This is a genomic window from Chelativorans sp. YIM 93263, assembly GCF_028767125.1.
Classification (GTDB): Bacteria; Pseudomonadota; Alphaproteobacteria; order Rhizobiales; family Rhizobiaceae; genus Chelativorans.
Map to the genome: position 1 here is coordinate 416,283 of NZ_JAKCWP010000001.1, position 22,550 is coordinate 438,832.

The 22,550-nt window shown below is 60.0% G+C and carries 20 protein-coding genes; 10 read left to right on the forward strand and 10 right to left on the reverse strand.

The features are described 5' to 3' along the window. Positions 1-107 precede the first annotated feature (107 nt). From LY631_RS02035 to LY631_RS02055, 5 genes are all read right to left on the reverse strand, one after another. Positions 108-755: a septation protein A gene (locus LY631_RS02035; RefSeq protein WP_274423440.1), complete on the reverse strand. Its 648-nt coding sequence runs from the start codon at positions 753-755 to the stop codon at positions 108-110. After that, positions 752-2,203 carry a signal recognition particle-docking protein FtsY gene (gene ftsY, locus LY631_RS02040; RefSeq protein ID WP_274423441.1) on the reverse strand — a complete coding sequence of 484 codons (1,452 nt, stop codon included), beginning with the start codon at positions 2,201-2,203 and terminating at the stop codon, positions 752-754. Before ftsY ends, LY631_RS02035 begins: the two co-directional genes overlap by 4 nt. Positions 2,204-2,210: 7 nt before the next feature. Next, positions 2,211-3,494: a tRNA (N(6)-L-threonylcarbamoyladenosine(37)-C(2))-methylthiotransferase MtaB gene (mtaB, locus tag LY631_RS02045; protein WP_274423442.1), complete on the reverse strand. Its 1,284-nt coding sequence runs from the start codon at positions 3,492-3,494 to the stop codon at positions 2,211-2,213. Continuing rightward, the gene (dapF, locus tag LY631_RS02050) at positions 3,494-4,375 is read right to left on the reverse strand and encodes a diaminopimelate epimerase (protein WP_274423443.1); all 882 of its coding nucleotides are present in this window, start codon (positions 4,373-4,375) and stop codon (positions 3,494-3,496) included. Before dapF ends, mtaB begins: the two co-directional genes overlap by 1 nt. Before the next feature lie 82 nt (positions 4,376-4,457). After that, complete coding sequence (locus LY631_RS02055) at positions 4,458-4,619, reverse strand: DUF1328 family protein (protein ID WP_274423444.1); 162 nt, start codon at positions 4,617-4,619, stop codon at positions 4,458-4,460. Between the two features lie 204 nt (positions 4,620-4,823). Between LY631_RS02055 and LY631_RS02060 the strand changes: the two genes are divergently transcribed. The 10 genes from LY631_RS02060 (at position 4,824) to lpdA (ending at position 17,280) form a co-directional block, all read left to right on the forward strand. Then, a complete protein-coding gene (locus tag LY631_RS02060) occupies positions 4,824-5,357 on the forward strand; it encodes a protease inhibitor Inh/omp19 family protein (RefSeq protein ID WP_274423445.1) in 534 nt (177 codons plus the stop codon). Positions 5,358-5,429: 72 nt separating this feature from the next. Next, positions 5,430-6,587 (forward strand): cell division protein ZapE, encoded by a 1,158-nt coding sequence (gene zapE / locus LY631_RS02065; RefSeq protein WP_274423446.1) that lies wholly within the window; start codon positions 5,430-5,432, stop codon positions 6,585-6,587. 212 nt (positions 6,588-6,799) lie between these two features. After that, on the forward strand, positions 6,800-7,765 hold the full coding sequence (mdh, locus tag LY631_RS02070) for a malate dehydrogenase (protein WP_274423447.1): 966 nt from the start codon (positions 6,800-6,802) through the stop codon (positions 7,763-7,765). Positions 7,766-7,778: 13 nt separating this feature from the next. Next, the gene (gene sucC / locus LY631_RS02075) at positions 7,779-8,975 is read left to right on the forward strand and encodes an ADP-forming succinate--CoA ligase subunit beta (protein WP_274423448.1); all 1,197 of its coding nucleotides are present in this window, start codon (positions 7,779-7,781) and stop codon (positions 8,973-8,975) included. 4 nt (positions 8,976-8,979) lie between these two features. Next, positions 8,980-9,351, forward strand: coding sequence for a cupin domain-containing protein (locus LY631_RS02080; protein ID WP_274423449.1), 372 nt, complete (start codon positions 8,980-8,982; stop codon positions 9,349-9,351). 8 nt (positions 9,352-9,359) lie between these two features. Then, on the forward strand, positions 9,360-10,271 hold the full coding sequence (gene sucD, locus LY631_RS02085) for a succinate--CoA ligase subunit alpha (RefSeq protein ID WP_274423450.1): 912 nt from the start codon (positions 9,360-9,362) through the stop codon (positions 10,269-10,271). Between the two features lie 120 nt (positions 10,272-10,391). Further along, complete coding sequence (locus tag LY631_RS02090) at positions 10,392-13,379, forward strand: 2-oxoglutarate dehydrogenase E1 component (RefSeq protein ID WP_274423451.1); 2,988 nt, start codon at positions 10,392-10,394, stop codon at positions 13,377-13,379. A 42-nt stretch (positions 13,380-13,421) separates the two neighbouring features. After that, on the forward strand, positions 13,422-15,038 hold the full coding sequence (gene odhB, locus LY631_RS02095; RefSeq protein ID WP_274423452.1) for a 2-oxoglutarate dehydrogenase complex dihydrolipoyllysine-residue succinyltransferase: 1,617 nt from the start codon (positions 13,422-13,424) through the stop codon (positions 15,036-15,038). Between the two features lie 47 nt (positions 15,039-15,085). After that, on the forward strand, positions 15,086-15,841 hold the full coding sequence (locus LY631_RS02100) for an SDR family oxidoreductase (RefSeq protein WP_274423453.1): 756 nt from the start codon (positions 15,086-15,088) through the stop codon (positions 15,839-15,841). 32 nt (positions 15,842-15,873) lie between these two features. Next, positions 15,874-17,280: a dihydrolipoyl dehydrogenase gene (gene lpdA / locus LY631_RS02105; RefSeq protein ID WP_274423454.1), complete on the forward strand. Its 1,407-nt coding sequence runs from the start codon at positions 15,874-15,876 to the stop codon at positions 17,278-17,280. Positions 17,281-17,641: 361 nt separating this feature from the next. Here the strand turns inward: lpdA and LY631_RS02110 are convergent, their stop codons facing one another. The 5 genes from LY631_RS02110 to mnmG all read right to left on the reverse strand — a co-directional run bounded on the left by LY631_RS02110 (position 17,642) and on the right by mnmG (position 22,539). After that, complete coding sequence (locus LY631_RS02110) at positions 17,642-18,061, reverse strand: hypothetical protein (protein WP_274423455.1); 420 nt, start codon at positions 18,059-18,061, stop codon at positions 17,642-17,644. Between the two features lie 226 nt (positions 18,062-18,287). Then, entirely contained in the window at positions 18,288-19,163 is an 876-nt protein-coding gene (locus LY631_RS02115) for a ParB/RepB/Spo0J family partition protein (RefSeq protein WP_274423456.1), read from the reverse strand. Positions 19,164-19,194: 31 nt separating this feature from the next. After that, the gene (locus LY631_RS02120; protein ID WP_274423457.1) at positions 19,195-19,989 is read right to left on the reverse strand and encodes a ParA family protein; all 795 of its coding nucleotides are present in this window, start codon (positions 19,987-19,989) and stop codon (positions 19,195-19,197) included. 31 nt (positions 19,990-20,020) lie between these two features. Further along, complete coding sequence (gene rsmG, locus LY631_RS02125; RefSeq protein ID WP_445082833.1) at positions 20,021-20,668, reverse strand: 16S rRNA (guanine(527)-N(7))-methyltransferase RsmG; 648 nt, start codon at positions 20,666-20,668, stop codon at positions 20,021-20,023. Continuing rightward, the gene (gene mnmG / locus LY631_RS02130; RefSeq protein WP_274423459.1) at positions 20,665-22,539 is read right to left on the reverse strand and encodes a tRNA uridine-5-carboxymethylaminomethyl(34) synthesis enzyme MnmG; all 1,875 of its coding nucleotides are present in this window, start codon (positions 22,537-22,539) and stop codon (positions 20,665-20,667) included. Before mnmG ends, rsmG begins: the two co-directional genes overlap by 4 nt. Positions 22,540-22,550: the final 11 nt, after the last annotated feature.

Here is a 22,550-nt window from a genome sequence, read left to right on the forward strand (position 1 = left end):
GCCTGACATCGGCTCTTGCATCCCTCGCGCCATTCTCGGACGTGACCCGAGGATCCATGGTTAGGGAGCGTCACGGGCCGTCAGCAACTCATGTATCGTAGCTGCAATCACTCGCTCGGTTTTTCTTCGAGCGAGTGGCGCATGATGAGGGGCATCTGGCTCATGGTAAAGATCAGTGTGATGGGCATGATGCCCCAGACCTTGAAGGCCACCCAGGTGTCGGTCGAGAAGTTTCGCCAGACGATCTCGTTCACGATCGCCAGGAAGAGAAAGAAAAGGCCCCAGCGCTGCGTCAGCTTGCGCCAGCCTTCCGCGTCCAGCTTGAAGGCGGAATCGAAGACATAACCGAGTAGCGACTTCCCGAAGAAAAGTCCGCCAAGAAGCACGGCGCCGAACAGCGTGTTGACGATCGTGGGCTTCATTTTGATGAAAATGTCGCTCTGGAGATAGAGCGTCAGCGCGCCGAAGATGAAGACCACGATACCGGAGACGAGCGGCATGATCGGCAATGTGCGCATGAGCAGCCAGGAAGCGCTGAGCGCAATCGCCATGGCCACCATAAACAGAGCCGTCGCGATGAAGATCGGACCGCCGAGTTCGCCGAGCATGGGAAAGCGCTCTGCCAGCCATTCCCCTCGCGCATTGGCGAAGAAGAAGACCATCAAAGGCCCAAGCTCCAGAACCAGCTTCAGGAGCGGATTGACCGGCTTGCGCTTGGGATCGGCCGGCTCGCGTTCGAATATTTTCTCAGTCACTCGGTTACTCCTGCGATCGCTTTCGCAAAATCGCTTGCGGAAAATGGTTCAAGGTCTTCGACCTGCTCGCCGATGCCTATGAAATAGATCGGCAATTTGTGCTTGGCCGCGATGGAAACGAGAATGCCGCCGCGCGCCGTTCCGTCGAGCTTCGTCATCACGAGCCCGTTCACGCCGGCAACATTGCGGAAAATTTCGACCTGATTAAGAGCATTTTGTCCCGTCGTCGCATCCAGTGTTTGCAGGATCGTGTGTGGCGCTTCGGGATCGTGCTTGCCGAGTACTCGGACGACCTTTTCCAACTCGGCCATCAGCTCCGACTTGTTCTGCAGCCGGCCGGCCGTGTCGATGATCAGCACATCACTGCCCGAAGCCTTTGCCTTCTCATAGGCATCATAGGCCAAGCCGGCCGCGTCCGCGCCGAGCTTCGACGAAACCACGGGAGCCCCAACGCGCTCGGCCCAGATCTTGAGCTGCTCGATGGCAGCGGCGCGGAAAGTATCACCGGCGGCAAGCGTCACCTTCAGTCCCCCTTGGGACAATTTCGCCGCGAGCTTGCCGATCGTGGTCGTCTTTCCAGTACCATTGACGCCGACCACCAGGATCACGTGCGGCTTGTAGGAAAGATCGAGTTCAAGCGGCTTTGCCACCGGGGCAAGCACCTTTTCGATCTCCTCGGCCATGACCGCCTGTACTTCCGCGCCTGAAACGTCCTTCCCAAAGCGGCCTGTCGCCAGGGCATCGGTGACCCGCATGGCGGTCTCCAGCCCGAGATCTGCGCGCAGCAGCACGTCTTCCAGATCCTGCAGCGTGTCTTCGTCGAGCTTTCTCTTCAGAAAGATGCCGGTGATGTTGTCGCGCAAATCACGCGAGGACCGGGAAAGCCCCTCGCGCAACCGCTGGAACCAGGGCTTGCGGGACTCTGGCTGGACCGGCGCAGGCACCTCCTCGGCCTTTGGCTCGATGGTCTCGGACACCGCTGTCCGGCCTTGCGGCTCGGTGGGCGCAGGCGCCTCATCCTGCTCCCGCGCTTCTTGGGAGCGCGGTTCCTCCGGCTCGACCTGCTGCTCGGGGGTTTCCGCGTCAGGGATATGCCCCGGTGCTTTCTCTAACGGGTCGACGTCCGGAGAGCGGGGCGGCGTCGGTGCCGGCTCCGGCTCCTTCGGGATTTCCGGAACGGGCTCCGGCGAGCGGTCGGGCTCTTGTTTGGGCACTTCGGTCGGAGGCTCGGGAACGTCCGGGCCGGGTTCTCCCGGAATTTCAGGTTCCGGCTTCCCGGGCTTTGGCGCGGGTTCCGGTTCGGGCGCGGGTGCAGGTTCTGCAGGCGTCGGGGATTCGGCCGGCTCTGCTACGGGCTCGGCCGTGCTTTCCGACTCTTCCTCGGGCGTGCGTTCCTCGACCTCCTTCTTGCCGAAGGAGAACACCTTCTTGATGAAACCGAATGCCATTACGTCCTCAAGCCGCTTGTTCGTGCGCGGGAACGGCGATCAGCCGTTCTCCATCATGGCCGGTAATGGCGGCGTCGACAATTTCGCCGGGCCGGCCCTGCGCGACCGATGCCATTGCGAAACCTTCCGTCCGGCCGAGCCCGTCGCGCTCGATCAAGATGCGCTGGCGGCTGCCGACAAGCGCATCCAGATGGATCCTGTAGGCCTCCTCTCCCTTCGCCCGCAGCCTCGCCGCGCGCTCCTTCACGACTTTCCGGGGCAACTGCGGCATCCGCGCGGCAGGCGTTCCCTCACGCGGTGAAAATGGGAAGACATGCAGATGCGTCAATCTGCATTCGTCGACAATTCCAAGCGAATTGTCGAACATCGCCTCTGTCTCCGTCGGGAAGCCAGCAATGATGTCGGCGCCGAAGACGGCGTCCGGGCGCAGTCGGCGGACCTCCTCGCAGAAGCGGATGGAATCAGCGCGCAAATGCCGCCGTTTCATGCGCTTCAGGATCATGTCGTCACCGGCCTGAAGGGAAAGATGCAGATGCGGCATCAGCCGCTCCTCCTCGGCGAAAGCCGCCATGAGATCGCCGTCGGCTTCGATCGAGTCGATGGAGGACAGGCGCAGGCGCGTGAGATCCGGCACTTGGCGCAGGATCGCACGCACCAGCCGGCCGAGCTTCGGGCTTCCCGGCAGGTCGGCGCCGAAACTGGTGAGGTCGACACCGGTGAGAACGACCTCGGCATAGCCGTTGTCGACCAGCCGTTTGACCTGATCGACCACCGCGCCGATCGGCACCGAGCGGGAATTGCCGCGGCCGTAGGGAATGATGCAGAAGGTACAGCGGTGGTCGCAGCCGTTCTGCACCTGGACGAAGGCACGCGCCCGGCCCTCGATGGCGTCGACCATATGCGAGGCGGTCTCGCGCACTTGCCAGATGTCGTTGACGCGCACCTTCTCATAGCGATTGACGCCGAAATCAGGCAGGGCACGGTAGTTCTGGCGTTGAAGCTTTTCCTCATTGCCGAGCACCAGGTCCACCTCGTCCATGTTGCCGAAGGTATCTGGCTCGGTTTGTGCGGCGCAGCCCGTGACGATCACACGGGCGTCGGGATTCTCACGCCGCGCCTTGCGGATCGCCTGGCGCGCCTGACGCACGGCCTCGGCCGTGACGGCACAGGTGTTGACGACCACCGCGCCGCCTTCGAGTTCGCCGAGACCGGCCTCGCCGGCTTCCCGCTTGATGACCTCGGATTCGTAGGCGTTCAGGCGGCAGCCGAATGTGAGAACATCGACCGCCATCAAGCCGCCCCTTCTTGTTGACGCTCCCACCGGCCCGTTTCGGGATCGAAACGACCCGCAAACTCCCATTCGGCCGGACCGGTCATGATAACGTGGTCATCCTCGCGCCAGAGAAGATCGAGCGGACCGCCTGGAACGGTGACCGTGACATGCCGCCCCGTGCGCTTGGTCCGCGCACCGCAAACCGCCGTAGCACACGCGGCCGAGCCGCAGGCGCGGGTGAGCCCAGCGCCTCGCTCCCATGTGCGGATCGTGATCGCGGTGTCGGATGTCACCCGGGCAATAGTGATGTTGGCGCGCTCGGGAAAGATCGGGTGGTTCTCCAAAAGCGGGCCGAAGCGCTCCAGGTCGTAAGTGTCGACGTCATCATCCACCCAGAAGACCGCATGGGGATTGCCCATAGAAACGACGGAAGGCGAGTGCAGGACTGGCGCGTCGATGGGCCCCGCCTGCAACTCGATCTGGCGAGTGTCGCGGAACTCTTCCGCCAGTGGGATATCCTGCCACTCGAAACGCGGCCGGCCCATATCCACGGAGATCGAACCGTCGTCATGCTCCTCGGCACTGACAACACCGGCCCTTGTCTCGAACGTAAACGCGCGCCGGCCGGTTTCGGCGGCCAGCGCCTGGACCACACAACGCGTTCCGTTGCCGCAGGCTTGCGCCCGGCTGCCGTCGGAATTCAGAATTTCGATATACTGGTGGGTGCCGGCGAGCCGGGGGTCGTGAATCGCCATGATCTGGTCGAAACGGGTGGCGGGATCGGCGTTGAGCGCAAGCGCTGCTTCGGCGGTGACATGATCTGTCCGCCCGCGCATATCGGCAACGATGATAGCGTTGCCGAGGCCATTCATCTTCGCAAAAGCTGCCTGCTCGGCCATATGGCTCCAGTCCCTTGGAATTCTGGCGCCTATATGGCCGATGATGCAACGAATTACCAGTGGAAGCGGGAAATCGCCATGTTCAGACGATAGCCACGAGACCGACGACAACCAGCAGGAAAATGACCAGGACGATTCCGATGAGTATTTTGGCGCCCGTCATAGCCGCGCCCGCCAGGCTGTTTAGGCCCAGCAGTCCGGCAATAGCGGCAACGATGAGCAAAATGATGATCCATTTGATCATTTCATTCTCCGGCAGCAGAACAGATGCAGGCTAACGCGGCACTCAGACGCGTGTTCCCTCCTATCACGCTTTGCCCCAAGGTGATTTTCCCTATGGAAACTGGTTCTTAACCATACTTCTATGTGATACGCTTTCGCGAACGGCAATAAGAGACGTATTCGATTACTGCTCGGGGACGGGTGATATGCCAACAGGGAGATCAACATGCCGCAGCCGAAATTTGCTGCTCTAGCTGTTTCACTCCTGGTAGTCGCTTTAGCAGGCTGCCAGTCCAACCGCTTCAATCCACCGCCTCAGCAAAGCGCACCCCCTCCGCTGACGCCTGCACCGTCCGGTACGGTGACGGGCAACCAGCTGCCGCCGCCTTCCGCGCCCTCTGATCAAAGCCAGTTCCCGGACGCACCGGGTAACGACCAGATGGCTGCACTCGACCCCTCGGTGGGGACAGATACCGGTGGGGAGGTCAGCCAGAACAGCCTGCTCGGCTCCTGGAACGTACAATCCCAGGGTAGCTCCTGCCAGATGTTCCTTACCTTGACCAAGTACGGTGATTCCTCGCGCGGCGGCACGCGCGGCTGCAGCAACGAACTCGCCGACATGCGCAGCTGGGAGCTTGCCGGCCGTCAGGTGGTGGTCTATGACGACTCCGGCAACAGGCTTGCGCAGTTCTCTCCCGGCGGCGATCAGCGTTTCAACGGACAAACGACGAATGGAGTCCCCGTTTCCCTCTCCCGCTGATTGTCACAGGGCAACCAAGGCGCCTTTCATCTTTTATTTGATCCACTCTCGGCCGCCGGTCCGGTCTCGTTCATGTCGCTGCGCCACGGTTTCGTGATTCACCCGTCCGTTGCGCAACGTTACGCGCATCAGGTCGAGACCGGTGCGCTGAAGCACGATGCAGCGCAGGAGAAGATCGCCGCCGCGCTCGACGATTTGATCGCCCGCATTGAGGATCGCCGGCTGGCGCGCAAGTCGAGCGCGCTCGGCTGGTTTTTCGCCAAACGCCGCCGGGACCGCGCGCCGGTCAATGGGCTTTATATCCACGGCGGCGTCGGCCGCGGCAAAACCATGCTCATGGACTTCTTCTTCGAGCTGGTACAGGTGCGCCGTAAGCGGCGCACGCATTTCAACGATTTCATGGCCGACGTTCACGATCGCGTGACCCGTCACCGCGAAGCACTGAAAAATGGCGAGGCGCGGGGAACGGATCCGATTCCGCCGGTCGCAGCCGAGCTGGCGCGCGAGGCCTGGGTGCTGTGTTTCGACGAGTTCTCGGTCACCGACATCGCCGACGCGATGGTCCTCTCGCGCCTGTTTTCCGCCTTGTTCGCGGAGGGTGTCGTGCTCGTGGCGACCTCCAATGTTGCGCCGGACGATCTTTACAAGGATGGTCTAAACCGGGGTCTGTTCGAACCGTTCATCGGGATCCTTAAGGCACATGCGGATATTCTGCACCTGGGTGCGGAGACGGATTACCGGCTGGAAAAACTCGACCGGCTCCCGGTCTACATGACGCCGCCTGGCCGCGAGACGGACCGGCGGATGGATGAAGCGTGGCGCACTGTCACTGCCGGACGTGACGCCGAGGAGACAATGCTGAAGGTGAAAGGACGCAAGGTCACTGTGCCCAACGCGGTGGACCGCGCGGCCAGGTTCACCTTTGACGATCTGTGCCGCAAGCCGCTCGGAGCGCGTGATTTCCTGGCGATCGCCGATTGCTTCGATACAATTTTCATTGATCACGTTCCCGTGATGACGCGGGATCAGCGCAACGAGGCGAAGCGCTTCATTCTACTGATCGACACGCTTTACGATCATCGCATTCGCCTGTTCCTGTCTGCCGAAGCGGGGCCCGACGGGCTTTATAACGGAACGGGAACCGAGGCCTTTGAGTTCGATCGGACGGCCTCCCGTTTGATCGAGATGCAGAGCCATGAATGGTCGCATCGAACCGACAACAAGACATAACAGACTGGATGAGGCAAAGTATTCTTACTTTTACGTAAAACCAAAGCGCTCTAAACGATTGAAATTACAGCCCTGGAAATAACCGGTTGAATTTTTTCGTCCGGTCTGCTTATTCGAAGGTAATTTCGGCTGCGTACGATCGGCCTGCACCCTAAACCGGCCGGCTGCATGCAACGGGACCGGCACAATGAATCAAGGGGGATTCTCAAGTAATGGCTCGCGATAAGATCGCTCTCATTGGCTCCGGCATGATCGGTGGCACGCTCGCCCATCTGGCGGGCCTGAAGGAATTAGGCGATGTCATCCTGTTCGACATCGCCGAAGGCATTCCGCAAGGCAAGGCGCTCGACATCGCCGAATCCTCCCCCGTCGAAGGTTTCGACGCGAAGCTTTTGGGCGCAAACGACTACGCCGCCATAGAAGGCGCTGATGTCTGCATCGTCACTGCCGGCGTGGCGCGCAAGCCGGGAATGAGCCGCGACGATCTCCTGGGCATCAATCTGAAAGTGATGGAGCAGGTGGGCGCGGGCATCAGCAAGTACGCACCCAATGCCTTCGTAATCTGCATAACCAACCCGCTCGACGCCATGGTTTGGGCGCTGCAGAAGTTCTCCGGCATGCCGAAGAACCAGGTCGTGGGCATGGCCGGCGTGCTCGACTCCGCCCGCTTCCGCTACTTTCTCGCCGAGGAATTCAAAGTCTCGGTCGAGGACGTGACCGCCTTCGTGCTGGGCGGCCACGGCGACACCATGGTTCCCCTGACGCGCTATTCCACAGTCGCCGGCATTCCGATCCCGGACCTGGTAAAGATGGGCTGGACCTCAAAGGAGAGGATCGAAGAGATCGTGCAGCGCACGCGTGACGGCGGTGCCGAAATCGTTGGTCTGCTCAAATCCGGCTCCGCTTACTACGCCCCCGCTTCCGCGGCCATCGAAATGGCCGAAAGCTATCTCAAGGACAAGAAACGCGTTCTGCCCTGTGCGGCACACCTGACCGGCCAGTATGGCGTCAACGACCTTTATGTCGGCGTGCCGGCCGTGATTGGCGCCGGAGGGATAGAGCGTGTCGTTGAGATCGACCTGAACAAGGCCGAACAGAAGAATTTCGACAAGTCTGTCGAATCGGTGGTCGGTTTGTGCGAAGCCTGCGCCGAAATCGCGCCCAATCTGAAGAAATAGGAGCCCGCGGCCCATGAACATCCACGAGTATCAGGCCAAGCAACTCCTGAAAGGCTATGGTGCTCCGGTCGCCGATGGCGTCGCCATTTTCAAGCCGGAGGAGGCCGAAGCGGCAGCCCGGAAACTGCCCGGTCCGCTTTACGTCGTAAAAAGCCAGATCCACGCGGGCGGACGCGGGAAAGGCAAATTCAAGGAGCTCGGACCCGACGCCAAGGGCGGCGTGCGTCTCGCCAAATCGATCGAGGAGGTCGTCGCCAACGCGGGCGAGATGCTGGGCAACACGCTTGTCACCAAGCAGACCGGCCCCGAAGGAAAGCAGGTCGGCCGCCTCTACATCGAGGATGGCGCGGACATCGACCGCGAGCTTTATCTTTCCATTCTCATCGACCGGACGGTCGGACGTCCTGCCTTTGTCGTTTCCACCGAGGGCGGTATGGATATCGAGGCGGTCGCCGAAGAAACGCCAGACAAGATCCTGACGCTGGCCATCGACCCGGAGAAGGGTGTCACGAGCGATGATGTGGCCAAGCTCAATGCCGCGCTGAAACTCGAAGGCGATGCGGCAAAGGATGGCGAGGCGCTGTTCCCGGTGCTCTACAAGGCGTTCACCGACAAGGACATGAGCCTTCTCGAGGTAAACCCGCTCATCGTCATGGAGAACGGGCGGCTTCGCGTGCTCGACGCGAAGGTCTCCTTCGACAGCAATGCGCTCTTCCGGCACGACGAACTGGTCGAGCTGCGCGATACCTCGGAGGAGAACGAGAAGGAAATCGAGGCGTCCAAGCATGACCTTGCCTATATCGCGCTTGACGGCGATATCGGCTGCATGGTCAACGGCGCGGGTCTGGCCATGGCGACCATGGACATCATCAAGCTCTATGGCGCCGAGCCGGCGAACTTTCTCGATGTTGGCGGCGGAGCTTCGAAGGAAAAGGTCACCGCCGCATTCAAGATCATCACCGCCGACCCGAACGTGAAGGGTATTCTCGTCAACATTTTCGGCGGCATCATGCGTTGCGACGTTATTGCCGAGGGTGTGATCGCCGCGGTCAAGGAAGTGGGGCTCAAGGTGCCACTGGTTGTCCGGTTGGAGGGCACGAACGTCGAGACCGGCAAGAAGATCATTTCCGACAGCGATCTCAACGTCATTTCGGCCGACGACCTGGATGATGCGGCGCGCAAGATCGTCGAGGCCGTGAAAGGAACTTGAACCGGTGCCACCGCGCAAGATCAATCTGTTGGAGGCGGCCGACCGCCGGATCGATAAGGTGTTCGACCCGCATGTTGCCGGCGATGTGAACGATTCGCAGGTCAAGCTCGCCAAACTCGGTGAGACATTCGACTGGCACGCACATGAAAATGAGGACGAGGCGTTTTTGGTTCTGCGCGGGCGCATAGCCATCGACTTTCGCGATGGTTCGCTCGAGCTCGGCGAGGGCGAATTCACCGTTGTTCCCAAAACGGTCGAGCATCGGCCCCGGTCGCTGACCGCCGAGCCAGTCGTCCTCATGTTCGAACCCGCAACAACCCTGAATACCGGCAACGCAGCGAGCGATCTGACCGTTGCCGAGCTGAAGCGGCTGTAGGAGAAAGAATGTCCATTCTCGTCAACAATGACACCAAGGTTCTCGTCCAGGGACTGACGGGCAAGACCGGTACCTTTCACACGGAACAGGCGCTTGCCTACCACGGCACGAAGATGGTTGGCGGCGTTCACCCGAAGAAAGGTGGCGAGACCTGGGCGGGCAACGTCAACGGCGAGACGGCCGAACTGCCCATTTTCGCCAGTGTCGCGGAGGGGAGGGAAAAGACGGGTGCGAACGCCTCCGTCATCTATGTCCCCCCGGCGGGCGCCGGTGCCGCCATTATCGAGGCGATCGAAGCGGAAGTTCCGCTGATTGTCTGCATCACGGAAGGCATTCCGGTGATGGACATGGTCAAGGTGAAGGCCCGGCTGGAAAAGTCGAATTCCCGGCTGGTGGGCCCGAATTGCCCCGGCGTACTGACCCCGGAGGAATGCAAGATCGGGATCATGCCGGGCAACATTTTCAAGAAAGGCTCGGTGGGCGTTGTCTCCCGTTCCGGCACGCTGACCTATGAGGCCGTGTTTCAGACCACGAATGAAGGCCTCGGCCAAACCACTGCGGTTGGTATCGGCGGCGATCCGGTCAAGGGAACTGAGTTCATCGATATCCTGGAAATGTTCCTGGCCGATGAGGAAACCGAATCCATCATCATGATCGGCGAGATTGGCGGCTCGGCGGAGGAGGAAGCCGCTCAGTTCCTCCTCGATGAGGCGAAGAAGGGCAGAAGCAAACCTGCCGCTGGCTTCATCGCCGGGCGAACCGCGCCTCCGGGACGCACCATGGGCCACGCGGGCGCAGTGATTTCAGGCGGCAAAGGCGGTGCCGAGGACAAGATCGAAGCCATGGAGCGTGCCGGGATCAGGATTTCACCCTCGCCGGCGCGGGTGGGCACGACATTGGTCGAAGCGATCAAAGGCTGAACGCGTATAGGGAGTAGCGGATAGCGATATTAAATTCTTCCGCAATCGGGCGGAGCCCTCGCTATTCGCCATTTCTAATTCGCTCTGAACAAGGAGACGGGGGCGCCCCGGACGAAATAGATGGCACGGCACGATCAGGCCAACGACGAATTCTCCCTGACATCCTTTCTTTATGGCGGAAACGCCGCCTACATCGAGGAACTCTACGCCGACTATGAAACAGATCCGGAGTCGGTAGATCCCGATTGGCGGGCCTATTTCAGCCAGCTCAAGGACAATGCAGCGGATGTGAAGAAGAACGCCGCCGGCGCGTCCTGGAAGAAGAAGGGGTGGCCGGAAACGGCCAATGGAGAGCTCGTCTCCGCACTCGACGGCGACTGGGGAGCCCTCGACACGCACTTCGACGGGAAGATCAAGGAAAAGGCCCAAAAGGCCGGCGTCGAACTCAACGAGGCGGAACTGCGCCGCGCCACGCGTGATTCCATACGTGCGATCATGATGATTCGCGCCTATCGCATGCGCGGCCACCTGCACGCGGATCTCGATCCGCTGGGCATTGCCAACCCGCTGGAGGACTATAACGAGCTTTCGCCGGAAGCTTACGGGTTTACCGAAGCGGATCTCGATCGCCCCATCTTCATCGATAACGTTCTAGGGCTCGAGACCGCCACGGTCCGCGAAATGCTGGGAATTCTGAGGCGGACCTATTGTTCGACGCTGGGCGTTGAGTTCATGCATATCTCCAACCCCGATGAGAAAGCGTGGATACAGGCGCGCATCGAGGGGCCGGACAAGGGTGTCACCTTCACCGCCAATGGCAAGAAAGCCATTCTTCAAAAGCTGATCGAGGCGGAAGGCTTCGAAAAGTACATCGACGTAAAGTACAAGGGAACCAAGCGCTTCGGCCTCGATGGCAGCGAATCGCTCATCCCTGCCCTTGAACAGATCATCAAGCGCGGCGGGCAGCTCGGCCTCAAAGAGATCGTGCTCGGGATGGCCCACCGCGGCCGGCTCAATGTGCTCTCCCAGGTGATGGGCAAGCCGCACCGCGCCATTTTTCACGAGTTCAAGGGTGGCTCCTTCACCCCCGACGATGTTGAAGGCTCCGGGGATGTGAAATACCATCTCGGCGCCTCCTCCGACCGCGAGTTCGACGGCAACACGGTGCACTTGTCCCTGACAGCCAATCCATCGCATCTGGAGATCGTCAATCCCGTGGTCATGGGCAAGGCGCGCGCCAAGCAGGACCAGGTGTTTGGCCGAACGCGCGAGGAGATCGTGCCGCTGCCCGACCGCGCCAAGGTCATGCCGCTGCTCCTCCACGGCGACGCGGCCTTCGCCGGCCAGGGCGTGGTTGCCGAGTGCTTCGGCCTGTCGGGCCTGCGCGGCCATCGTGTGGCGGGAACCGTGCACTTCATCATCAACAATCAGATCGGCTTTACCACCAATCCGCGCTTTTCGCGCTCTTCGCCCTACCCTTCCGATGTGGCGAAGATGATAGAGGCGCCGATCTTTCATGTGAACGGCGACGATCCGGAGGCGGTCGTCTATGCAGCGAAGATCGCGACCGAATTCCGGATGAAATTCCAGAAGCCGGTGGTCATCGACATGTTCTGTTACCGCCGCTTTGGTCACAATGAGGGCGACGAGCCGGCCTTCACGCAGCCGGTCATGTACCATAAGATCCGCTCACACCCGACGACGATCGAGCTGTATTCGAAGAAGCTGATCGAGGAAGGGCTCGTCTCGCAGGATGAAGCCGACCAGATGAAGGCCGACTGGCGCGCTCATTTGGAAGCCGAGTTCGAGGCCGGTCAGGCCTATAGACCCAACAAGGCCGACTGGCTGGATGGCGCCTGGTCGGGCCTCAGAAAGGCTGGGAACGAAGACGAGCAGCGCCGCGGCAAGACGGCCGTGCCGGTCAAGACGCTGAAGGAAATCGGCAGGAAACTGGCGGAACTTCCGGAGGATTTCGAGGCTCATAGGACCATCCAGCGATTCCTCACCAATCGCAAGAAAATGATAGATTCGGGCGAGGGTATCGACTGGGCCACCGCCGAGGCCCTGGCCTTCGGATCCATACTGCTAGAAGGCAACCCAGTTCGCCTCTCCGGCCAGGATTCCGAGCGCGGAACCTTCTCCCAGCGCCACTCGGTTCTTTTCAACCAGACAGACGGCAGCCGTTTTATCCCGCTCAACAATCTCGGGCCCCAGCAGGCCTTCTATGAAGTCATCAACTCGATGCTCTCGGAAGAGGCGGTGCTCGGCTTTGAATACGGGTTCTCCCTGGCCGAGCCGCGCGCATTGACGCTGTGGGAAGCACAGTTCGGCGATTTCGCCAATGGTGCACAGGTCGTCTTCGACCAGTTCATTTCCTCAGGGGAGCGGAAATGGCTGCGCATGTCCGGCCTCGTCTGCCTGTTGCCGCATGGCTATGAGGGCCAGGGGCCGGAGCACTCCTCAGCCCGGCTGGAACGGTTCCTGCAGATGTGCGCTGAAGACAATATGCAGGTGGCCAACTGCACCACGCCAGCCAATTATTTCCATGTCCTCCGCCGGCAATTGAAGCGCGACTTCCGCAAGCCGCTCATACTCATGACGCCGAAGTCTCTCTTGCGTCACAAGCGAGCGGTCTCGACGCTTTCGGAGATGTCAGGCGAAAGCTCTTTTCATCGGCTTCTGTGGGACGATGCCGAACACCTGAAAGACCAGAAGATCAAGCTCGCCAAAGATTCGAAGATCCGCCGGGTCGTCCTGTGCTCCGGCAAAGTCTATTACGATCTTTACGAGGAGCGCGAAAAGCGCGGCATCGACGACATCTACATCTTGCGGGTGGAACAGCTTTATCCCTTCCCGGCCAAGGCGCTGATCAACGAGCTCTCCCGCTTCAAGAATGCCGAGATGGTCTGGTGCCAGGAAGAACCCAAGAACATGGGAGCCTGGTCCTTTATCGATCCCTATCTTGAATGGGTGTTGCAGCACATCGACGCCAAGCACAAGCGCGTGCGCTATGTCGGCCGGCCAGCCGCCGCATCGCCCGCCACCGGCCTGATGTCGAAACATTTAGAGCAGCTCGCGGCTTTCCTCGAAGATGCGCTGGGCAGCTGATTGACGCTTACAACCTACCGATAGAACCAACGGAACATGACCATGGCTACCGAAATCCGCGTTCCCACTCTTGGCGAATCCGTCACCGAGGCAACCATCGGCCGCTGGTTCAAGAAGGTTGGCGACACTATCGCTACCGACGAGCCTCTGGTCGAATTGGAAACCGACAAGGTGACCGTCGAGGTGCCTGCTCCCGCTTCCGGAACACTGCAGGAAATTGCCGTCGAAGAAGGTGAAACGGTCGAGGTCGACGCACTGCTCGGCTCGATTGGAGAGGGCGAAGGCAAGGTTGCAGCTCAGCCGCAAAAGGCAAAGCAACCCGCCAAAACCGAAGAGCCCGCCGGCGAGGACAAGCAATCCGCCTCCAAGAAAGCAGCACCGGCCGGCGTTAAGCTGGTCGACGTCAACGTTCCTTCCGCCGGCGAATCCGTTACCGAGGCAGGGGTCGGTGAGGTCTACAAGCAGGTGGGCGACACGGTGAACGCCGACGAAGCGATCCTGGAGCTTGAAACGGATAAGGCGGCCCAGGAGGTGATGGCGCCGGTAAGCGGCGTGATCCGTGAACTTGCGGTGAAAAGCGGCGATGAGGTTCAGGTCGGCGCACTTCTCGCGCGCATTGAGGAAGGCGCCGAAGCTGACGCTGAAGCGCCTAAGCCTGGTGCGGCCGCGCAGGCTGCCGATGTAGCGGGCGGAGAATCCGTGCGCGAAGCCGAGGAAAAGACCGCGAATATCGGCGGCGAGCCCCCAATCCGTGAACGCGGGCGTCCGCCAGCACCTTCTGCCGCCAAGCTAATGAAGGAACGCGTGTTGAAGGAATCGGATATTCAAGGTACCGGCAAGGAAGGGCAGATCCTGAAAGGTGATGTTCTGACTGCACCGGAGCGCGGCGCGCCCAGCGAGCCAGCCGAAACTCCGCAGGTGCCGAAGGCGGCCCGTGCGCCCAATCCCGATAAAGACGAGCCGCGCGAAGAACGCGTGAAAATGACCCGCCTGCGCCAGACGATCGCCCGGCGCCTCAAGGATGCGCAACAGACGGCGGCCATGCTCACCACCTTCAACGAGGTGGACATGACCGCGGTTATGGATCTGCGCAAGAGATACAAGGACCTGTTCGAGAAAAAGCATGGCGTGAAGCTTGGCTTCATGGGCTTCTTCACCAAAGCCGTGTGCCATGCGTTGCACGAGCTGCCGGCCGTCAACGCGGAGATCGACGGTACTGACATTATTTACAAGAACTTCTGCCATATTGGTGTTGCCGTCGGGACCGAGAAAGGGCTGGTGGTGCCGGTCGTGCGTGATGCTGACCGGATGTCCATCGCCGAAGTTGAAAAGGAGATCGGCCGGCTGGGCGCGGCGGCCCGCGATGGCAAGCTCTCTATGGCGGACATGCAGGGTGGAACCTTCACCATTTCCAATGGCGGTGTTTACGGCTCGCTCATGTCGACGCCGATCCTCAATGCTCCGCAATCGGGCATTCTGGGTATGCACAAGATCCAGGAGCGTCCAATGGCGGTCGGCGGCGAAATCAAGATCCGTCCCATGATGTATCTGGCGCTGTCCTATGACCACCGCATTGTCGACGGCAAGGAAGCCGTCACCTTCCTGGTCCGCATAAAGGACGTTCTGGAGGATCCCGAGCGCTTGGTACTCGATCTCTAGGAACCGGCAGCAAGGCAGCTGCAAACCGGACGGCTCCAAGGAAACCGATGGCGCAAGCGGCAGGAACACTTTTGGTGACGGGTGGAGGACGCGGTATCGGCGCGGCGATCTGTCGGCTTGCAGCCGCATCCGGCTATCGTATTGCGGTCAATTATGTGGCCGATTCGAGCGCAGCTGATGAAGTGGTATGTGCAATCGAAGCAAACGGTGGAGAGGCCTTCGCCGTTCAGGCGGACGTAGCGCGCGAAAGCGACATTCTCACCATGTTCGAGGCCGTGGACAAACGCTTCGGAAGGCTCGACGCGCTTGTTAACAACGCAGGCGTGGTGGATCGGAAGGCACGCGTTGACGAGATGGATCTTGCGCGGCTCGAGCGTATGATGCGCATTAACGTCATCGGCACGATGCTGTGTGCACGCGAGGCCGTGAAACGCATGTCGACCGTGCACGGCGGAAGCGGCGGGACCATCGTAAACATCTCCTCCATTGCTGCCGTGCTGGGTTCTGCTGGAGAATATGTCGACTATGCCGCTGCCACGGCTGCGGTTGACACCTTCACGATCGGTCTTGCCCGCGAGGTCGCCGAGGAGGGCATCCGTGTCAACGCGGTGCGGCCTGGCGTCACCGCTACTGAAATCCACGCCTCCGGCGGGCAGCCCGACCGGGCGGCGCGGCTTTCCAGCCTCATTCCCCTGAAGCGGCCAGGCACGGCAGAGGAAATCGCGAACGCCGTGCTCTGGCTCCTGTCCGACAAAGCATCCTATGCGACGGGCACGATCATCAATATCAGCGGCGGCCGCTAGCCGGCGCCCCGAAAATGCAGGAAGGCAAGAAAATGTCCTATGACCTCGTCGTGATTGGAACCGGCCCGGGCGGTTATGTATGTGCCATCAAGGCCGCTCAGCTTGGGCTGAAGACGGCTGTGGTGGAGAAAAGGCCTAATCACGGTGGCACATGTGTGAATGTCGGTTGCATTCCATCCAAGGCCTTGCTGCACGCCACGGAAATGTTTGCCGAAGCGCAGCACACCTTCCCCGAACTCGGCATCGATGTGGGCAAGCCGAAAGTCGATCTCAAGAAGATGCTCGCCCATAAGGACAGAACGGTCGAGCAGAACGTTAAGGGCCTGGATTTCCTCTTCAAAAAGAACAAGATCGACGCTTTCCAGGGAACCGGCCGGATCGCTGGTCCCGGAAAGGTCGTAGTCTCCGGAGACGACGGAAAGGAAGAGACCATAGAAACGAAGAACATCGTCATCGCAACCGGGTCTGATATAGCCGGTATCCCCGGTGTGGACGTCGATTTCGATGAGAAGGTTGTCGTCTCGTCCACAGGCGCGCTGGAACTGAGCAAGGTACCGGGATCAATGATCGTTGTGGGGGGTGGCGTGATCGGCCTGGAGCTTGGCTCGGTTTGGGCGCGGCTGGGCGCCGAAGTCACGGTGGTGGAGTATCTCGACACAATTCTCGGTGGAATGGACGGGGAGATTTCCAAGCAGTTTCAGCGCTTGCTCACCAAGCAGGGTTTCACCTTCAAGCTGGGCGCGAAGGTGACCGAGGTCTCCAAGGCGAAGAAGGGCGCCTCTGTCACATTCGAACCGGTTAAGGGTGGAGAGGCTGAAACATTGGAAGCGGACGTGGTTCTGGTGGCAACCGGCCGCAGGCCCTACACAGACGGGCTGGGACTTGAGCAAGCCGGCGTCGAAGTCGATGAACGCGGGCGCGTCAAGACGGACGCGAATCTGCGCACCAATCTTGAGGGTATTTACGCCATCGGCGATGTCATCGCCGGCCCCATGCTGGCACACAAGGGCGAGGATGAAGGCGTGGCTGTCGCTGAAATGATCGCCGGCCAAGCCGGCCACGTAAATTATAACGTCATTCCAAGCGTTGTTTATACCAGCCCGGAGGTCGCTTCAGTCGGCAAGACGGAAGAAGAGCTGAAGAAGGAAGGGGTCGATTACACCGCCGGCAAGTTTCCTTTCAGCGCCAATGGCCGCGCCCGCTCAATGCTGCATACGGACGGTTTTGTGAAGATCCTGGCCGACAAGAAGACCGACCGCGTACTGGGGGCCCATATTCTGGGTTTTGGCGCCGGTGAGATGATCCATGAAGCAGCGGTGCTGATGGAGTTCAGCGGCGCGGCGGAAGATCTTGCCCGCACCTGCCACGCTCATCCGACGATGTCAGAAGCCGTGCGGGAGGCAGCACTGTCCGCGTTCTCCAAGCCCATTCACTCCTGACCAAGTCCATCACCAGGATGTAGCGGATCGGGATACGCCGTCGATACTCATCTGTAGAGCAGATAAGCGTCTGATAGAGCCGGGCGACAGAACGAGACGTGGCTTGTAATCTACCACACCCGCATTCCAATTCTGTCGTCACGCGGCACAAGCTTTAGGCTTCTGCGCATGTGCCCTTGGAAAAGGTTCTGTCGCAAGCTCTGAGGTAAGCTGATTATCTTTGTTCCCGGCTCGAATGATTGCGGCGGTTACCGACAGTATGAAGCCGAGTGTGATCGGTGCGGCATCTGATGGCCGACAAGACTGAAGTGCATTTGCACAAGCCTACCGAATCGTTTGCGACAGAACCTACTGAGTGTCTCTACTGGTCATCCGGATTAGGCGCGGTGCCTTCCTCGGGCGCGATCGGATCTACCTCAGGAGTTGCTTCTTCGGTCCCTGGAGTTCCCGCAGCATCATCCGAAGCACCTGGAGCGGTTTCCGTCGCGCCTGTGGTCTCGTCGGACGGCGGGGTTCCCGCAGTGTCCTCTTCCGGCGTAACGATCGTCGTATCATCTTCCGGCGCAAGAACGGTATCGGACCCACCGCCAAAGAACGCGCCGCCACCAAAGGCCAGGAAAAGGATGATTAAAACCGCAGCGACAAGCGCGGCTGCGACCCATGCGCCGGTCCCCCCGGTGCGGGTTACATTCTGATTTGCGCTTGGCGGTTGCTGCGAAGTATTTGACGCACGCGGTTCTGTATCTCTGTCTGCTGGGCGATGTTTGTCATGATCGGTCATCGGATCTCTCCGTTTTGTATCCGGCACATAAACGCCGTACTATGCACGGGAGTTCCGAAAAACCTTTGACAAAACGGGTGTTAGGAACCGTGACGCAGATGTGACTTCATCGGCCAAGCGGCTGCCGCAACTGGTTTGCGGGGACGAATGGAACATCCGATCGGCCTCAAACAGCTCTAGCCAAATACCGGTTCAAATGGCTTAAGCGCCGGGGCGGCCTGCGGACCTATACCTGTCGTTGCAGGAGACGGCAGAGATCGTCGAGTTGCTCAAGCGTGCGGTAAGAGATGCGCATTTCGCCTCCCCTTTCTTTGTGATTAATGTTCACCTTCAATCCGGTATGGTCGCTAAGCAACTTTTCCAGCGACAGCGTGTCGGGATCTTTCTCCTTTGTCTGCCTAGGACGTTCGCCAGTACTGGACTCTGGAGCGCTCGCCAAGGCCTCCGCCTGCCGCACGGAAAGGCCTTCCTCGACAATTCTCTTTGCCAGCGTGGCCGGATCATCTGCACTGACAAGCGTCCGTGCATGTCCAGCAGTCAACGATCCATCGACGATCAAGTCACTGACAGAGTCGGGAAGCCTCAGAAGCCGTAAGGTGTTCGCCACATGGCTGCGGCTCTTGCCGATTACCTGGCCAAGATCCGCCTGCGTATAATTGTGCTCTTCCATGAGCTGTTGATAGCCGCGCGCCTCTTCAATCGGGTTCAGATCGGCACGCTGCACGTTCTCGATAATGGCGAGCTCCAGCGCAGCCTTGTCGTCCACCTCACGAAGAATAATCGGAATTTCAGTTAGGCCCGCACGCTGCGCGGCGCGCCAGCGCCGCTCGCCGGCGATAATTTCGAAACGTCCCTCGGCTGAGGAGGACCGCACGACCACCGGCTGAACGATCCCATGTTCACGAATGGATTGAGCGAGATCAGTCAACTCCGCATCCGAGAAATCGCGCCGTGGATTCCGCGGGTTGGGCGAGATAAACTCGATCGGCGCCGCGCGGTCCGCCCGCACCGGCTTCTCCTCCCCGGCTGGTTTGCTGTCCATTTCGCCGATGAGCGCGGCAAGCCCCCGGCCAAGGCGTTTACGCGAAGGATCTTCGTTCATAGCGGTTCCACTTTAAGCGACTGATGGCTTCTCAGGCTGCAAACTGCTGGCGTTCCCGCCGGATGACTTCCGAGGCGAGCTGCAGGTAAGCCTGGCTGCCGGCACACTTCAGATCATAAAGAAGCGCAGGTTTCCCGTAAGATGGCGCCTCTGAAACCCGGACGTTACGAGGGATAACCGTGTCGTAGACCGCATCACCCATATATGCGCGCACGTCATCGACCACTTGATTCGCGAGATTATTTCGACCGTCGAACATGGTGAGCACGATCCCCTGTATGGTTAGCCACGGGTTAATCGAACTGCGGATCTGCTCCACCGTCTCCAGCAGTTGGCTCAATCCCTCCAGCGCAAAAAACTCACATTGAAGCGGGACCAGTACCGAATCCGCGGCGGCCATTGCATTCAGCGTCAGGAGGTTAAGCGACGGCGGACAGTCAATCAGAACATAGGAGTACTCGGAAACATTGGGATCGTCACGGAGCGCACCGCGCAGTTTCAGGACTCGGTCATTTGCCGTGGAGATCTCCATCTCAATTCCGAGAAGATCGAGTGTAGAGGCAACGATGGAAAGACCAGGAACAGCGGTTTCCATAGCTGCTTCGCTGACAGACGCCGAGCCAGTCAGAATGTCGTAAGAGGAAACGAGACGCGCTTGCCGGTCGACTCCCAGCCCGGTGCTTGCATTTCCCTGCGGATCAAGGTCCACGATGAGCACCTTCTCGCCGATTGCAGCGAGTGCTGTGGCCAAGTTGATGGCGGTTGTCGTTTTTCCGACACCGCCTTTCTGGTTGGCCACTGTGATAATGCGTGATGGCTTGTTCATGACCCTCTGCCGATCGAAACCGTCAGTCAGTTTAAGTAGTAGCGGAGACGCCCCGAAGCCTGCTGATCTCCAGAATGGCGCCATCACCGCCGAACATCGGCTCATGTTCTACCAAATCGAAGCGCCATTCGTTACCGCTTTCTTCAATTTCGCTCCTATAATCCCGGCCTTTATGTAGCAAGGCGCGCGTAGAGCCCGAAATCCAAGGCTGTGCGAGTCGCAAAAGACGCGGCAAAGGCGCCAAAGCGCGCGCGGTCACGACCTCAGGTGCGGGAACGCGGCTATAACTCTCTTCGATTCGACAAGCATGCACACGCGCGGGCGCGTAGAGTTCCGCGAGCGTGGTGCTTAGAAAGGCAGCTTTCTTGTGATTGCTTTCAACAAGGTCGACGTGCGTTTTCGGTTGGTCTGCCAGGAGAAGCGCCACCACGGCTCCGGGAAAGCCGCCGCCGGAACCAAGGTCGACCCAGCCACGAGCATCCGGAGCCAGGCGAATCAGCTGTGCGCTATCGAGAATATGCCGTTCCCAAAGATGGGGGAGGGTCGATGGTGCCGCGAGATTGATACGGGATGCCCAGCGACGAAATGCTTTCTCAAAGGCAAGCAGCCGCTCGAGTGTTTCACGTGAAACCGCGCGGCCGGTTGCAATCTCCAATTTGGCGACTACCTCATCCACTATGCAGCCCCGCGGGTAGCATCGCCCCGGTTCTGGCGTAAAGTTGCGAGAATGAGCGCAAGCGCTGCCGGTGTCATCCCATCGATGCGCTGTGCCTCGGCGATGGTGCGCGGCTTGCGCTGACGAAGCTTATCTTTCAACTCATTCGAAAGACCCGGCACCGAATCGAAATCGATGCCACCGGGAATAATCCGCGTTTCATCACGGCGGATCTGCTCCGCATCCGATGCCTGCCTCTCCAGATACACGGCATATCGGGCTTCGGTCTCGAGCATCTCAGCAATTGGGGGATCGATTGTTGCAAGCTCCGGCCAGATTCTAGCCAGCTTTTTCAAGCTCATGTCCGGGTATGACAGGAGATCATAACCGCTTCGGCGAACACCGTCGGCATTGATGCTGATTCCGTTTCGCGGTGCTGTGCTCGGCGTCAGGTTGCGTTCCCGCACGCACTCACGTGCTTTAGCAAGACGTCGCTCCATCTCCCTGAAAAACCTCTGACGCTCGGCGGATGCGATGCCCCATTCGATCGCCCGCGGTGTCAGCCGCAGATCCGCATTATCAGCACGCAGCGAAAGGCGGAATTCAGCACGTGAAGTGAACATGCGGTACGGTTCGCTGACGCCGCGCGTGACGAGGTCATCGATCATCACACCGATATACGCATCAGCTCGGCTCAGATGGACCGGCTTTCCTCCCGAAGCAATGCGAGCTGCATTGATGCCGGCGAGCACGCCCTGGCCGGCCGCCTCCTCATACCCCGTCGTTCCGTTGATCTGCCCTGCCAGGAAAAGTCCCCGGATGCGGCGGGTTTCCAAGGTGGGCTCAAGCTCGCGCGGATCAATGTGATCATACTCTATGGCATAGCCAGGCTGGAGCATGCGCGCACTCTCGAGGCCAGGAATGGTCTTCAGAAAAGCAAGCTGGACATCCTCAGGAAGCGAGGTGGATATCCCGTTCGGATAGACCGTGTCGTCATCCAGCCCTTCCGGTTCGAGGAAGATCTGATGCCCCTCGCGATCTGCAAACTTGACGACCTTATCCTCGATCGAAGGGCAGTAACGCGGTCCGATGCCGCCGATCGCTCCAGAATACATGGCAGACTGTTTCAGGTTCCCGTTAATAATCGCGTGTGTTTCCGGTGTCGTGCGCGTGATCCCGCACGCGATCTGCGGCGTTTTAATCGTGCGGGTAAGCAGCGAGAAGGGGATCGGGTTTTCGTCGGCTTGTTGCATATCGAGCCGATCCCACGCGATCGTGCGGCCGTCCAGCCGCGGCGGTGTCCCGGTCTTGAGACGGCCGAGCTCGAATCCCGCAGATTCGATGGAAGCAGACAGCCGACGCGCCGCCGGCTCGTGCATTCGGCCGGCGGGTATAGTCTTTCCCCCGATATGGATCAGGCCGCGAAGAAACGTTCCTGTTGTCAGGACGACAGCACCACAGTCGATACGCCGCTCATCCGAGAGGATGACGTAAGTAGCGCGGCCTTCGCCGATACCGAGCGCAAGGACCTCCGCTTCGATTACGACGAGATTATCCTGCTTCGCGATGGCAGCTTGCATGGCCTCGCGGTAAAGGCGCCGATCAGCTTGAGTACGCGGCCCGCGAACAGCAGGGCCCTTCCGCCGGTTCAACAGACGGTACTGGATGCCCGCAGCATCCGTGACGCGCCCCATGAGGCCATCCAGAGCGTCTACTTCCCGCACAAGCTGGCCTTTACCGATACCCCCAATTGCCGGATTGCAGGACATGACGCCGATCGTATCGCGCCGAAGCGTCACAAGCGCGGTGCGTGCACCCGCGCGCGCAGCCGCACTCGCCGCTTCGCATCCGGCATGGCCACCGCCAATGACAACAACATCATAAACTTGGGGCATGGTCTTCCTCT

Coding starts and splice junctions, on each gene's coding strand:
- ftsY (WP_274423441.1), bottom strand. CDS start 2,203: ATGGCATTCGGTTTCATCAAGAAGGTGTTCTCCTTCGGCAAGAAGGAG.
- lpdA (WP_274423454.1), top strand. CDS start 15,874: ATGTCCTATGACCTCGTCGTGATTGGAACCGGCCCGGGCGGTTATGTA.
- zapE (WP_274423446.1), top strand. CDS start 5,430: ATGTCGCTGCGCCACGGTTTCGTGATTCACCCGTCCGTTGCGCAACGT.
- mnmG (WP_274423459.1), bottom strand. CDS start 22,539: ATGCCCCAAGTTTATGATGTTGTTGTCATTGGCGGTGGCCATGCCGGA.
- LY631_RS02110 (WP_274423455.1), bottom strand. CDS start 18,061: ATGACCGATCATGACAAACATCGCCCAGCAGACAGAGATACAGAACCG.
- mdh (WP_274423447.1), top strand. CDS start 6,800: ATGGCTCGCGATAAGATCGCTCTCATTGGCTCCGGCATGATCGGTGGC.
- sucC (WP_274423448.1), top strand. CDS start 7,779: ATGAACATCCACGAGTATCAGGCCAAGCAACTCCTGAAAGGCTATGGT.
- LY631_RS02100 (WP_274423453.1), top strand. CDS start 15,086: ATGGCGCAAGCGGCAGGAACACTTTTGGTGACGGGTGGAGGACGCGGT.
- LY631_RS02090 (WP_274423451.1), top strand. CDS start 10,392: ATGGCACGGCACGATCAGGCCAACGACGAATTCTCCCTGACATCCTTT.
- dapF (WP_274423443.1), bottom strand. CDS start 4,375: ATGGCCGAGCAGGCAGCTTTTGCGAAGATGAATGGCCTCGGCAACGCT.
- LY631_RS02055 (WP_274423444.1), bottom strand. CDS start 4,619: ATGATCAAATGGATCATCATTTTGCTCATCGTTGCCGCTATTGCCGGA.
- odhB (WP_274423452.1), top strand. CDS start 13,422: ATGGCTACCGAAATCCGCGTTCCCACTCTTGGCGAATCCGTCACCGAG.
- LY631_RS02060 (WP_274423445.1), top strand. CDS start 4,824: ATGCCGCAGCCGAAATTTGCTGCTCTAGCTGTTTCACTCCTGGTAGTC.
- LY631_RS02115 (WP_274423456.1), bottom strand. CDS start 19,163: ATGAACGAAGATCCTTCGCGTAAACGCCTTGGCCGGGGGCTTGCCGCG.
- mtaB (WP_274423442.1), bottom strand. CDS start 3,494: ATGGCGGTCGATGTTCTCACATTCGGCTGCCGCCTGAACGCCTACGAA.
- LY631_RS02120 (WP_274423457.1), bottom strand. CDS start 19,989: ATGAACAAGCCATCACGCATTATCACAGTGGCCAACCAGAAAGGCGGT.
- sucD (WP_274423450.1), top strand. CDS start 9,360: ATGTCCATTCTCGTCAACAATGACACCAAGGTTCTCGTCCAGGGACTG.